Origin of the sequence: Edaphobacter lichenicola (assembly GCF_014201315.1) — a bacterium.
GTDB classification, from domain to species: Bacteria; Acidobacteriota; Terriglobia; order Terriglobales; family Acidobacteriaceae; genus Edaphobacter; species Edaphobacter lichenicola_B.
This window is the reverse complement of sequence record NZ_JACHDY010000005.1, coordinates 86,795-100,832: the sequence shown is the minus strand read 5'-3', so window position 1 is coordinate 100,832 and position 14,038 is coordinate 86,795. Positions and strand designations below refer to the sequence as shown.

The 14,038-nt window shown below is 57.1% G+C and carries 9 protein-coding genes; 3 read left to right on the top strand and 6 right to left on the bottom strand.

The features are described from left to right. Positions 1-69: 69 nt before the first annotated feature. The 3 genes from HDF09_RS15845 (at position 70) to HDF09_RS15835 (ending at position 3,666) form a co-directional block, all read left to right on the top strand. A complete protein-coding gene (locus HDF09_RS15845; protein ID WP_183768089.1) occupies positions 70-534 on the top strand; it encodes a hypothetical protein in 465 nt (154 codons plus the stop codon). A 526-nt stretch (positions 535-1,060) separates the two neighbouring features. Then, a complete protein-coding gene (locus HDF09_RS15840) occupies positions 1,061-2,350 on the top strand; it encodes a class I SAM-dependent rRNA methyltransferase (protein ID WP_183768087.1) in 1,290 nt (429 codons plus the stop codon). A 122-nt stretch (positions 2,351-2,472) separates the two neighbouring features. Then, positions 2,473-3,666: a BaiN/RdsA family NAD(P)/FAD-dependent oxidoreductase gene (locus HDF09_RS15835; RefSeq protein WP_183768085.1), complete on the top strand. Its 1,194-nt coding sequence runs from the start codon at positions 2,473-2,475 to the stop codon at positions 3,664-3,666. A 28-nt stretch (positions 3,667-3,694) separates the two neighbouring features. Here the strand turns inward: HDF09_RS15835 and HDF09_RS15830 are convergent, their stop codons facing one another. The 6 genes from HDF09_RS15830 to coxB all read right to left on the bottom strand — a co-directional run bounded on the left by HDF09_RS15830 (position 3,695) and on the right by coxB (position 14,036). Beyond that, positions 3,695-8,317 carry a choice-of-anchor D domain-containing protein gene (locus tag HDF09_RS15830; RefSeq protein WP_183768083.1) on the bottom strand — a complete coding sequence of 1,541 codons (4,623 nt, stop codon included), beginning with the start codon at positions 8,315-8,317 and terminating at the stop codon, positions 3,695-3,697. A gap of 351 nt (positions 8,318-8,668) precedes the next feature. Next, positions 8,669-10,105: a deoxyribodipyrimidine photo-lyase gene (locus tag HDF09_RS15825; RefSeq protein WP_183768081.1), complete on the bottom strand. Its 1,437-nt coding sequence runs from the start codon at positions 10,103-10,105 to the stop codon at positions 8,669-8,671. Between the two features lie 88 nt (positions 10,106-10,193). Then, positions 10,194-10,529 (bottom strand): cytochrome C oxidase subunit IV family protein, encoded by a 336-nt coding sequence (locus HDF09_RS15820; protein WP_183768079.1) that lies wholly within the window; start codon positions 10,527-10,529, stop codon positions 10,194-10,196. Positions 10,530-10,568: 39 nt separating this feature from the next. Then, on the bottom strand, positions 10,569-11,333 hold the full coding sequence (locus HDF09_RS15815) for a cytochrome c oxidase subunit 3 (RefSeq protein ID WP_183768077.1): 765 nt from the start codon (positions 11,331-11,333) through the stop codon (positions 10,569-10,571). Further along, on the bottom strand, positions 11,326-12,996 hold the full coding sequence (locus HDF09_RS15810; RefSeq protein ID WP_183768075.1) for a cytochrome c oxidase subunit I: 1,671 nt from the start codon (positions 12,994-12,996) through the stop codon (positions 11,326-11,328). Before HDF09_RS15810 ends, HDF09_RS15815 begins: the two co-directional genes overlap by 8 nt. Then, positions 12,993-14,036 carry a cytochrome c oxidase subunit II gene (coxB, locus tag HDF09_RS15805; protein WP_183768072.1) on the bottom strand — a complete coding sequence of 348 codons (1,044 nt, stop codon included), beginning with the start codon at positions 14,034-14,036 and terminating at the stop codon, positions 12,993-12,995. Before coxB ends, HDF09_RS15810 begins: the two co-directional genes overlap by 4 nt. Positions 14,037-14,038: the final 2 nt, after the last annotated feature.

The following is a 14,038-nucleotide window of genomic DNA, read 5'->3' as shown; positions in this document are numbered from 1 at the left end:
TTTGATGTGCGTGCTGAACCCGGTTGATCGCCCTTCATTACCGGTTATCTCGCATTATCGGAGTTCATTATGAATGTTCCTTCTGCTTTCAAGCTGAGCGCACTCGGCGCTACAGGCTTCCTGGTTCTACTCACCTTCTCTAACAGCGTCATTCCCAAAGTGCAGGCACATGAGATTGAAGGCTGCTCAGTAGCTTCCCTGAGCGGAGCTTATGGGCTGGTGCTCAAAGGAGAGGTCCTGGGTCTGGGACCTATCGTAGCTGTTGGGGCCGCAACGTTCGACGGAAGAGGTCACTTTGTCGCGGATCAGACGGCTAATGTCAACGGCAATGTTTTTCAAGAGCAACTCACCGGAAGCTATACGGTGAATCGCAACTGCACTGGCATCGCTGACGTTGTCGGGGCTGGTCCTCACTCGTTCGTAATTGTTGCCGGCGGCAAGGAAGTGGACCTGATGGCTAACAATTCCGCCGAGGTGCTCACGATTCACTTCACGAAGGTAGAGGCAGGAAAGAACGATCACCACGAAGACTGAGTGTCGCGGCCATCTTTGTCGAACTACAACAAGTAGACAAAGATGGCCCGAACTCTTGTACAGAATCGACGTGAAGGCCGGGTCGTCTGAGGCAAGGTTAGTCCTGCGAAGTCGGCTTCTGGCAAGTAATGCTTGCTGCCTTATCCCACTTCCTCGAAGTGAAGACTTCGCAGGCGTTGTTAAGTGATGCCAAGCGGACTCGCATCTATTGTCGGTCAGTTCTGTCAAGCCCCAAAACCACGAATCACCCCGTCAATCCAGCACATTCGCGTGGCGTATCAGTTACCCTCAAACCGCTATACTGGAAGCAGAGAGATATAAGGCCCCCTGACAAAGCGAGGGCCTCTCCCAATGATCCCGCAACTCATTCATTTAAAGTATTTTGCGCGCAACTAACTTAGAATCAATACCCTGCAGACACCACTCCTCGCCAAACAACTGAAACAAAACAACTTCCCTCCAAAATACCCTCAGGGGGGAGGGGGGAGGGGTCCCGTCGGCATAAACGCTATGCGACCATGGAAAGATGCTGAGAAAAGTAGAAGACCGGTCCCCGCGAGTGGTCGCGGCCCAGCCCCACGGCCCAGCCGCAGCCATCACCCGCCGCGCCGCAGACCGCCTCCGAGCCGGACACCTCTGGGTCTACCGCTCAGACATCGAGTCCCTCGTCCCCGCAATCGGGACCACCGAGATCCAGCCCGGAGCCCTCCTCACGGTCATGGACAGCCGGGGTATACCCCTCGGCACCGGCCTCTACAGCGCCGCCTCGCAGATCGCAGTCCGAATCGTCTCGAACGAAGCCGCACTTCCCCGGGCCGCCTACCTCGAGCAGCTCCGCGAACGCGTCCTCTCCGCCCTCGCCCTGCGCGACCAAGTAGCGCCAGAGTCGATGGAAGACGACGCCTGCCGCCTCCTCTTCTCCGAGGCCGACAACCTCCCCGGCATCGTCGCCGACCGCTACAACGACCTGGTCATCCTCCAACTCCTCACCCAGGGCACCGCCCAGGACGACGTCCGCAACCTCCTGACCGAAGTCCTCACCGACCGTCTGCGCCCCGACACCGGGGGCATCACCCTCTGGGAGCGCCCCGACCCCAAGATCCGCGAACTCGAGCAACTCGCCCATCCAGCACCAGGCCCACTCCACCCAAGCACCACCGAAACACCACAACTCACCACCATCTTCACCATCAACGGCCTTCGTTTTCACTTCGACGCAGGCTCCGGCCAGAAGACAGGAGCATTCCTCGACCAGCGCCTCAACTACGCCGCTGCCGCCCGATACGCAACCGGCTCCGCGCTCGACATCTGCACCTATCAAGGCGGCTTCGCCCTCCACATGGCCCAGAACTGCCGCCAGGTCACCGGAGTAGACGCCAGCCGCAGCGCCCTCGAGGTAGCCGACCGCAACCGCGAGCTCAACCCCGGCATTCCCGCCCAGGTCGAGTGGATCGAGGCCGACGCCTTCGAGCTCCTCCGCGAGTACGAATCCACCGGCCAGCAGTACGACACCATCGTCCTCGACCCGCCCGCCTTCGCCAAGTCCAAGCGCGCCGCCGAAGGCGCCATGCGCGGCTACAAGGAGCTCAACCTCCGCGCCATCAAGATGCTCCGCCCCGGCGGAACCCTCATCACCTGCTCCTGCTCCCACCACGTCCCCCTGCAGGAGTTCACCGAGGTCGTCTCCGCCGCCGCCGCCGACGCAGGCCGCCGCGTCCAGCTCCTCGAGACCCGAGGCGCCGCCCCCGACCACCCCGCCGTCCTCACCCTCCCCGAGACCAGCTACCTCAAGTGCCTCATCTGCCGGGTGGGGTAAGAAAAAATATCCCCAAACCCGTGACCAAACCCCCGAAGAAGCTCAACATCGGCCCGGACGGAGACGAATCTAAATCACACGAAGCCACAGAATCTCCGAAGCATCAGAATCTCCGATAGAGAATGACAACAAAACCGCACGTGCAGCAGGTTGATGTCGTAGTACTCGGCGCTGGCGCGGCGGGAATGATGTGCGCCATCGAAGCCGGCAAGCGCGGACGCCGGGTGGTCCTGCTCGATCACGCCGAGCGCGTCGGAAAAAAAATCCTGATCTCAGGCGGCGGCCGCTGCAACTTCACTAATATCCACTGCCGCCCAGAGAACTTTCTCTCGGAAAATCCACACTTCGCAAAGTCCGCCCTGGCCCGCTTCACCCCGACAGACATCATCGCCATGGTCGAAAGACACGGCATTCGCTACCACGAGAAGACGCTGGGACAACTCTTCTGCGACCGCTCCGCCCACGACATCGTCACGATGCTCGAGCGTGAATGCGCAGAGGCCGGCGTCCGCATCATCCTCGGCGCCAAAGCCATCTCCGTCGAGCGCAACGACCATCTCGAAGTTCATACATCGGAGGCAGTCTTTCAATCCGAGTCCGTAGTCGTCGCCACCGGAGGCCTCTCCATCCCGAAGATGGGCGCAACCGCACTCGGCTACACACTGGCCGAGCAGTTTGGCCTACGCATCGTACCGTGCAGGCCGGGCCTCGTCCCCCTAGTCTTCAGCGCCGAGGATCGCGAACAGTGGTGCGACCTGGCAGGTGTCTCAGCCGAGGTCGTGGCTCAAGCAGGAACCAACCCCCGCCAAGGAAGCTTCCGCGAAAAGATGTTGATCACGCATCGCGGACTGAGCGGCCCTGCGATCCTGCAGATGTCGTCATACTGGCAGCCAGGCGAGAGCGTGACTGTAGACCTCGCGCCTGATCTAAATGTCCTTGCCCCACTGCTGGCAAGAAACGCGCGAAGAGATGCCTCCGCAGCAGCGAACGCAATACGCGCTGTCTTGCCGGCCCGCATGGCAGAGCGATGGGTTGTGCTCCACGAGCTAGTCGACTGGACAAACGCATCCTTAGCGAAGATGGAACAGCATATCCATGAGTGGCACCTGACTCCCGCCGGCACCGAAGGCTATGCCAAGGCCGAGGTCACCGTGGGTGGCGTGGATACCGCAGAACTGGACGCAAAGACCATGCAGAGTCGCAAGGTGCCGGGCCTTTATTTTATTGGCGAGGTCGTCGATGTGACCGGATGGCTGGGAGGCTACAACTTCCAATGGGCATGGGCCTCTGGAGTAAGCGCTGGACAGTCAGCCTGAATATTCGCGGCATCGAAACCCCTACGATTCACTGAACGATCAGCGTCAGGTTGACACTTCGCGTCAAGCCAGCGCTCGTCGCCGTCGCAACGACAGTGTAAGTCCCCGCCGTCGTCACCGGGCCTGACGGCCCGCCTGGATTCGATCCACTCGTCAAAGGAATCTCCCGTCCCACACCACAGCCACTCGCAGCTAGAAGTAAACAAAGCAGAGCAAAACCAGTCACACTTGAGCGGCGCGCTGGACGCAGCACCAGCAAACCAAGCGGGAACAAAGTCGCAAATAAAATAACGCCCGAGCGACTGATGCAAGGACGGCTGGACAAAGCAGAGGCTACGCCCGTCAACACGGTTACAGAAATGGTAGTCGTACTACCTAGCGGAATGCTGGAAGGCGTGACAGTACAGGTCGAGTTAGCGGGCATTCCCGCACAGGTGAAAGTTACCGTGCCGGAGACATTGGACGCCGAACTGAGCAGCAATGGAAACACAGCATTCTGACCACTCGTGATACTGACGCTGGTAGTCCCATTGGTAGTGAGCGTAAAGTCCACACCCGGTCCCGTAAGCGAGAGTGTCTGAGGCGAGTTGCCCGCGCTATCTGTCACCGTAAGCGATCCAGTACGCGGCCCACCAACTGTCGGCGCAAAGGCGATCTGCAACACGCAAGCAGCATCAGGCGCAACGTTCGCGCCGCAGGTGCTGCTATTCGGCAAAATCACAAAGTCTCCCGTAAGCGAGATGCCTTGTATCGAGAGCGGAGTGCCAACGTTGTTGGTCAACGTAATGGCTTGCGAAGCAGACTGAAGGCCAACGCCTGTAGGAGGGAACACAACCGTTGAGAAGGGTGCCAGTGACACACCGGGCGGTGCGATGCCGATGCCGTTTAGCGCGACCGTCTGGGTTCGATACTGGTCCGACACCGAGAGCGAGCCGGTGAGAGGGCCAACGTTCTTCGGAGCGAAGGCGATGTTCACGGAGCAAGTGGAGTGCGGGTTCAGCGAGTTACCGCAGGCATTCACAACCGTGAAGTCTCCGCTTGTGATCTGTGCCGCGATGAGAGTCAACGGCAGATCGCCGGTATTGGACAGAGTAATCTGCTGTGGGACGCTAGCAGTATCTACCTGCTGTGCCCCAAACGTGAGTGTCAGCGGCGAGAGTGCGTCCGTTGCGGGAGATGTTCCGATTCCGCTCAGCGAAGCCGTCTGGGTCCCCACATCATCGGTCACGGTTAATGTTCCAGTTCGAGTTCCAGACGCGCTAGGCGTGAATGCAATCCCAACCGTGCATCCAACCCCTGGCCCGAGGCTCGGACCACAGGTATTGACCGTGATTCTGAAATCTCCCCCGTTTACGATCTCTCCTTGCAAGCCCACAGCGCTATTACTCGTATTGGAAATAGTAATGTTTTGAACCGGGCTGGTTGCGTTGAGAGTTGTAGAAGGAAAAGTAAGCACAATGGGATCGAGAACAATCGCGGCAGCAGCCAGTCCAGTACCCGTCAGTGTCGCGGTCGCCTGCCCGCCAGCAACATTACCGTAGATAGTAAGGATCCCGCTACGCCCCCCCGTCGCGGTAGGTAGAAAGCTGACCTGAATCGTGCACGTCACGTTGATAGCGATAGGTGCTGCCGTACAGTTATCAGTCTCGTTGAAATCCCCTGTAACTGCCACCAGGCTTACCGTGAGCGGAGCAAGTCCTGTATTTGTAACTGTAATAGTCTGCGTCGCACTCGCGGTACCGATCGACTGGCCGTTGAAGATAACCGAGGTGGGATTCAAGCTGATAATCGGTTGTGCTGCAATAGCCGCCGTCACCAGAGGAATCTGCCATAACCCGCGACCGTAGGTTCCAGCGCGCAACTCACCAGTGCGTCCGTCACCGGTAGGCATGGCTGGTGCGGCCGCAAGTTCCACGACAGGAGCATTCGGCAAGCCGGTGCCATAGATACTCCAGCAATTAGCAGTGGTGCACGTCGTAACCTCGGTCGTAACGTACACCCCCGTATCCATCGCAACGTAAAGCGTATTGGCATCGTTCGGATCAACGACGACACTGTTGGCCGGAGCGTCAGGCAGGTTGCTGCTGATGTTGCTCCAATGAGCACCAGCATCAATGGAGCGATAGAGATGCGCTGCGTTGATTCCGTTTCCCGCAAAGCCCATCACAGTAGCATAGACAGTCTTCCCGGTCGCATCATGAGGATCGGCTGCGACCGCCGAGAGGTCGAAGCCCCCGGAGTTGAAGCTGGTTCCTTGGCCATTTGTAACGGGAGACGTTGCAAGATCCGTCCAGGTCGTTGTGCTACTTGCGGTGCCAGCCGTAGTGATGGAGTAGAGATGTCCTCCAACGCTGCCGCCTCCATCAAGTTTCCCCGCCATACCGGCATAGAGAACCGGAGAACCAGAGTCTCGCACAGTCGATGCATTGTTTATAAGTCCGCCTGCAGCCAGAGATCGCAGAGCCGGATTTGTACTAACGCAGGATGTGCCTTGAGGTCCGGCCAGAAGGCTGCTGATTGCGTTCGAGGAAGGCCACGATGACCCACCGCTCGCTGGGCCGCGCCACACCCTGCAAGTCCCGATGAGAATATTGGACGGGAGAGCGGGATCGAGCAGCCACGGAGCATCGATGACCGAGTCATCTTCATCCACCTGCGCAGGCCCTATCGTCGGCGTGCCCACAAAGTCCGCAGAAGAGCAGGCCGCACCCTTGGAACATTGACGGATACTCACACCGGCAGCAGTGGACACGTACCACAAGGAAGGATTCGTCTGGTCGATTCCAACGGTACCGCCTTCGCCCGTTGAAAGCTGAGGCCACGAGCTTGCACCGAGAGACGCCGTCGCTGCGGTGCCATTCGCACCAAGCCCGACAAGCACGGTACCGGCATCGGAGGGATGCTGCGCAAAGCTGATGACCTCTGCCAGCGAGCCAAGACCGCCGTTGAGATTTTGAAAGTGAGTCGCATCATCGGTGGAACATGGAGTCGACTGCTCGTTCACACCGTCGGTCGACCGCCAGAGGCCGCCATCGTTGCCAAGGTAAATCAGCGGTTGCGAGGCCGTAGCCAGCGTGGCAATCGCATGTTGAGCAGGTGCCACCTGTGCGGGCGCAGCACATCCATTCAACGCATTGGTAGTGTTGCGAAGCACGCATCCCGCGGAAACAGAACAGCGGAAAAGATCGGTCGTCCCGACATACAGAATCGTGTCCTGGGTCGAGCCGCTCGGTCCCGACAGCGCAGCCGCAAGCGCCAGGTTGTAGTCTGCCTGTGGCACAACAGTGCTGCCATTGCCAATCTCGAACGCAGCCGATGGCAACTGCTTACCGAAGGTGATGGTTCCGTTGCCACAGTTCCCCCCGGAAAGACCGCATACATCCTGCCACAGCCCTTGATCGAGATTGTTTTGATCAACCGTCAGCGCAAATGTATCGCCGGTATTGGGCTGCACGGCCAACGCCCCGCGAAAGATCGGGCACGATGTGCTTCCTAACGACGTTGAATCCGGTGGACAGTTCATCGCAGTCAACCCCTGCCCAGGCTGGTTTGCCAGCCGCGTCCAGGTCACGCCATCAGCCGACTCGTAGTACCCGTGATAACGTATCGCACCATAGAAACGTTGGCGAACGGGATTCCAGACAACTGCCGTCGCCGCTCTGCCGCCGAGAAGTTGGCTCGGAGATTGTGGGCTCTGTACCGGCTGACTGCCGTCCATGATCGTGGACATCTGCCAGGTCACCCCGGCGTCGGTCGAGTAGTAAAGCCCCATCACGCTGTTCGTAGCATCTGGCGCATTAACGAGAACACCCTCCGCAGCCTGCGAGACTGCTGCAACAACAGTACCCGGCGTAGCCGTACTCCACGCAAAACCTGCGAAGCCTAGTCCACTGAAGAGGTGGTTGCCCGCAACGCCATCCTGCGAGTCTTGAATGAGCGTCCACGTCACCCCGTTATCTGCCGAGCGCAACAGTCCGCTTCCGTAAAAAGAATCTGAGGCGTCGTTAGGATCCCCTGTCCCGGCAAGAATCACGCCAGATTGAACGCTGATTGCGCCGATACTGAGCGACGGAATAGCCGCGGTGCCCGCATTCGCGCTGAAGACCGGCAGCGTATCAGTAAGCGGGACGAAGGTGACGCTGGCCGATGGTCCAGCCGCATTGATCGACTTCCAAACTCCGCCGCCAGTTGTCCCAAGATAGACCGTATTGCCAGTTGGATCAGCGGGATCGATCGCAATCGCTGTGACCCGACCGGTCACATTGCCATAGGCGATGCTGGCAACCTGATTCGGCCCTACTGCCTGCCACGGCGCGCTCAAACTCGACGGTTGCGCCGAAGCAGATTGATCTACCAACATCGCCGCGTGCTTCTGACGAGCGGCGTCCATGGCTTCTGCAGCGGGTATATCTCCAGCAAGAGTACGGCCATCGACAAAGCGACGCGACCTGATCGTGTGCGACGGGAGGGAATTAGCCGAAAGCACGCCGCCTTCATGCTGCGTAGCTGTCGGTACGGAGGACAACTGACCGAAGACAAGAACGGGCACCGTCAACGCGAGAAAGAAAATGACTGCAGAAAAGAAGCGACTCGCCCAGTAGGGGAGATGATCTGCGAGACGCTCGTGTTGTGAGGATACAACCAGGCCCATAGCGTGTGATCCGCAACGTAAAAAGAACAGCTAACACTGATGCTGCAAGCTGACATCGGATGAGTCAACGCTAGAGCAGGAGAAGGTACAACAGACAGTGCCAGAACGGGATGAGAAATCTCTCATAAACGTTCGGTGTTTGGACGTTACCGGGGCTCTGTGGCCGCCTCTTCAAAGCTTTCCAAATCGCACGAAGTAGCGGAGGACAAGCAAATCCGCTATTTCTCGAATCTACCATTAGCTGCGACAACGCCACAATCTCATCATAGTTGTAGGTTTTTTACCCGAGGGAAGCAGTCGCAAAATGGAGCGAGGACAAAGCCGTCTGCCGATAAAGACTTTCTGGAACGCCTAAAACGCCAGCGAACCCTGCTGGGGCAGGATCTTCATCTGCCGAATGTACTCTTTAGAATCGAACTTCTTGCCCGTTGACGCGCCGGACATATAGCGAATCTTGCCGAAGATCGGCCGCGTTCCCCAGGCACGATCGAACTTCCCCAGTATTGCCCATGCGATACCCGCGTATCCGTTCGGGTCGCGACCATCCAGAAAATACTTGTCGTTGAGATAGATTGAGTACTTCATCGCGGTAGTAACGTCCGGGCTCCACTCCTTGATCTTCTTCGCCCAGTACATCCTCAGGTAGTTATGCATCCAGCCATATCGAACCATTTGAATCTGGGCTGCGTTCCAAAGATCGTCATGAGTATGCGCGTTCTCTAGTTGCTGAAGCGTATACAAATGTTCCCTTTCATCGCGTGCGTGTTCGGCAATAGTCGCCTTTGCCCAGTGCTCGGCACAGTCAGGCGAATCGTAGTTTGGCGTGTAGCGCACGAAGTTGACAGCGAGTTCGCGCCAGGCGATTAGTTCATTGAAGTAGCTGTCGCGCGCAGGCTTCAACTTCGGGTTCGCCTTCGCAGCCGCATCTACGGCAAGCGCAACCGTGATTGGGCCAACATGTCCATAGTGTAGATAGGGCGACATGCAGGAAGTGCCATCGGTCTCAGGATGATTACGCTGCGTGTCGTAGTCTTCCAAAAGCCTTCGCGTAAAAAACTCAAGACGTCGGAACGCAGCATGAGTTCCCCCTTTCCACGCTGCAACCGGCAGAACGCTACGATCGAGGTCGTTCCAATCGCGTGTCATGTCCTCATGAACAGAGTCGGCATAGAATCCCCGCGGCCGTTTCCATGCGCGTTCCACATGAACATTCTCGTAGGGATGTAGATACTCAGGGAGAAGGCGATAGAGGCGTGGCCGAATCGTGTACGCCCCATACTGGGCCTTTTCCATCAGCTTCGAAGGAACCACGACATCCGTATCGACAGTCCAGAACGGAATCTTGATCTTCGATGCCAACTCCCTGCGCCACTGTTCTGGCACGCGCATGGGATTCTCATCTCCAATCAAGAACGCCGCACGAACGTCAGCAAAGAACTGCTCGTGCGATTCACGCGGCGCGCGACGCATCACAAACGAGATATTTCGAGCCGCAAGATCGATCTCGATATCCGGCAACCCTTGATTGAGAAAAGCGTAGTGGCGCAGATTCGCGTGGGGAAAGTTAGAGATCCCCGCAAAGTAAACGACTAGCGGAAGGCCAAGCAGGTTCGCTGCGTTAGCGGCGAGATCGACCGCGTGATTATCAATACCTCGCTGCGCCCTTTGCATCCAGTAGACGACGCATCTTCCATCCGGATCCGGAGGTGCGTCTCGTCGCACCGTCACACGGGGATCTTCCGACCCGGCACGCAACTTTTCCAACGAAGCAGATCGGACTTGGGACATACCTCGAGTGTACGAGGCGCTGCTGTAGTGATCTGACCGCAACAAAAAATACGACCCGAAGGCCGCATCCCTGTAAAAACCACCTGCACTACCAGAGTCCCCACGCCCGGCTGATGTAGTCGCTCATCGTCATTGTGATCAATACCAAGAACGTGAAAAATCCAGACGCGACTGTCAGCTTGATCAGCTTGGATTGATATTTGACGTGCATAAAAAACAGAATAACGACAACTGCCTTGAAGCTTGCAATCGCCAGCGCTACAACTGGATTGAAAATCCCCAGATCGACATAGGCCGCGCCTACCGTAATCCCGGTAAAGACCAGCAGTGTGACAAAAACAATTCCATAGGTCACCGGCGTGATGATGTGATGATCGGCGTGTTCTGGATTGATTACATTTGACGGATCGTGATACTCGGACATGGTCTTCTCCTTCCAGCCAAAACGGCGTTGCAGTCGCGGCTAGTAGCCGGGGTGTCGGTTGATCAGATAAAGCAAGGGAAACAGGAAGAGCCAGACGATATCCACGAAGTGCCAATACAATCCGAAGTTTTCGATAGGCGCGACATACCCTGACGAGAACTCCCCTCGATTAGCGCGCCATGTGAGCCAGAACAAAAGCCCAATTCCCAAAATCATGTGAAAGGCATGCATGCCGGTCATCGCAAAATAGAGGAAGAAGAAGACCTGTGTCTTCTGCGCCATGTCAGGAGCGAGCGGCTTCTCTTTCAACCCATACGCCTGCGGATTGATGAATTGAGAGACATCAAAGTGCGCCCCTGGGATGTGATGCTTCTCCCACTTCTCGTGGTACTCAACCGCTTTGATACCGAGAAAGGCGACCCCGAAGAAGGTCGTGAGTACCAGAAAGAGAACAAGAAGCCCCTTCTTCTGCACCTCCGCAGCCCACACCCCGAGCGCCATAAAAAATCCCGAGGTAATCAGAATGGCAGTGTTAGCCGCACCCAGAGGAATGCTTAGCTGATTGGAGGACACGACGAACGCATCATGGTACCAGTTGCGGTACAGCAGATAGGCGAAGAACAACCCGCCAAAGAACATGATCTCAGTCAGCAGGAACAGCCACATGCCAAACGTGGCAGCCTCGCGCTGCTGCTCCTTCGTCTCGAAGTGATGGCGGTGCTGTGGCAGAACGACGTGCTCATGTTCCGCCGCAACCGCAGTCTCGTGCGTGTGCGGATGCGTAGCTACGATCGCATTATCCAACGGTCGTCACCTCTTGTGCAGTCTTGTGGGCGAGCCATTCGTAGTCATAAGCTTCATGATCAACGACTGGCGTCTCGATAAAGTTTTCGGTCAACGGTGGAGACTGAATCTGCCACTCAAGCCCGGTGGCCTGCCATGGGTTGTTGCCTGCAATCGCACCATACTTCAGCGACCAACCCAGGTACAGCAGCGGCAACATATAACCAACGCCGAGTACCGTAGCTCCCGCCGTTGACAGTACGTTCAGCACCTGGAACTCAGGCGGATAAGCATGGTAGCGCCGCGGCATTCCCAGGTAGCCAAGAATGAATTGCGGCAGGAAGGTCAGGTTGAATCCGATGAAGGTCGTAACCGCTGCAAGCTTAGAGAGCGACTCGGGATACATACGCCCGGTCATCTTCGGCCACCAGAAGTGGATGCCCGCCAGAAACGCCATCAACATCCCACCCACCATCACAAAGTGAAAGTGAGCGACGATGAAGTAGGTCTCGGTCAGATGAATGTCCATGCCCAACGCGCCCAGGAAGACTCCCGTCATTCCACCAATCGTAAAGAGTCCAAGAAACCCGAAGGCGTAGAGCATCGGAGTCTCAAACGTAATCGACCCCTTCTGCAACGTAAACGCCCAGTTGAAGATCTTGATCGCCGAAGGAACCGCCACAAGCATCGTCAGCAGCGAGAACACGAGCGCCGAGTAGTTGGACACACCCATGATGAACATATGATGAGCCCAGACAAAGAACCCGAACAGAGCAATCGCCACAGACGAGAATGCGACCGCCGTATAACCGAACACCCGCTTGCGACTGAAGGTACTAATCACCTCAGAGATCACACCCATGCCCGGAAGAATCATGATGTAAACCGCAGGGTGAGAGTAGAACCAGAAAAGATGCTGGAACAGCAGCGGATCGCCGCCCTTAGTCGGATCGAAGACGCCAATCCCAACCAGCCTCTCGAGAGCAACGAGGACCAGCGTGATCGCCAGAACCGGCGTTCCAAGCACCATCAAAATCGACGCAGCGTAATTTGACCAGCAGAACAGCGGCATACGGAACCACGTCATTCCAGGCGCCCGCATCCGGTGAATCGTAACGATGAAGTTCAATCCCGTAAAGATCGACGAAAATCCAATGATGAAAACCCCCGTAGCGGCGGTGACCACATGGGTATTCAAATAATGTGTCGACAGAGGAGTCGTGAAGGTCCAACCCGTATCGACGCCACCCAGAACCAGCGCGGCCATGGTAAACAGACCGCCGATCCAGTACAGATACCAGCTCAGCAGATTCACCTTGGGAAAGGCCAGGTCCTTCGCGCCAACCATGATCGGGATCAGGAAATTCCCCAGAGTCGCCGGCACCGATGGCACAAGAAACAGAAAGATCATCACAATGCCGTGCATCGAGAAGAACTTGTTATACGTGTCCGAAGCCACCAGATCGGGCTGTGGCGTCAGCAGTTCCAACCGGATGAGGCCCGCAAACGCACCCCCGATGAAAAAGAAGAACGTGATCGAGATCAGATACAGGATCGCAATGCGCTTGTGGTCGCCAGTAAACAACCAGCTGAGCAGCCCATCCTCATTGTTCAGATAGTTACGCTTCGGAATCGTAGCCGTTCTCTGATCTGGCAGGTTGACGATTGTGTGGGTTGCACTCATGGCTTCACCGTCCCTGGCGTTGTCGGCGCCGTTTGGTTCGACTGTGACGTGGTCAGCGTCTGCTGCACACGGTAGTTGGTCTGCATAGCTTTGATGTACTCGACTAGATCGATCAGGCCGTCTTCGCTGATCTGTCCTTGATAGGTCGGCATTATCGGCGCATATCCAGCCGTAATATGTTGCGAAGGATTCAGGATCGCGTCACGCAGATATGCGTCGTTGACCAGAACCTGCGACCCGCTGGCCAGTTGCAGCTTCGAGCCGTAGACACCCGCAAGATTTGGCCCACGCGCCGCCGCACTTCCCGAATGGCACGCGTTGCATCCCATGCTGGCAAAGAGCCTCTCGCCATTCTGAGCCAGCGACATCCCGCTGGTGGACTCCTGTGTCCACTTATCGTAGTCATCCGGGCTGAGTACAGTGACTTCGCCGATCATAGCCGAGTGATTCGTCCCGCAATATTGTGTGCAGAAGATATGGTAGGTCCCCGGAGTCGTGGCCTGAAACCAGACCGTCGAGTAGCGCCCTGGAATCACCTCGCGCTTGACGCGAAAATCAGGAATAGAAAAGCTGTGAAACACATCCTGCGAGATCATCGTCAGCTGCACAGGACGGCCAGTCGGTACATGCAGCGCGTTTATCTCATGCTGCCCGCCCGGATGCTCCGCCTTCCACATCCACTGCTTACCGACAACATAGATATTCATCGCATTGGTCGGGGGATTGTAGATGCGGAAGTACAACAACGCGCCCCAGACAAACACAATCAGAAAGAGAGCGAGAGGAATGATGGTCCAGGTCGCCTCAAGCAAAGTCGAGCCTTCCACCTGGACCGCGACCGGGTGCTTCTCCTTGCGATACCGGATCGAGAAACCGAAGATCAGCATGCCCACCAGCGTCAGACCAACCACCGTGATCAACAGCAGGAAGAAGTAGAGCGCGTCAGCGTAGGGCGCGATGGTCGACGCCTCGCGCGGAAAGAGCGCCGAAGCGTTGAGCCACTTCACCAAAAATTGCCACAGGACTGGACTGATATGCATCG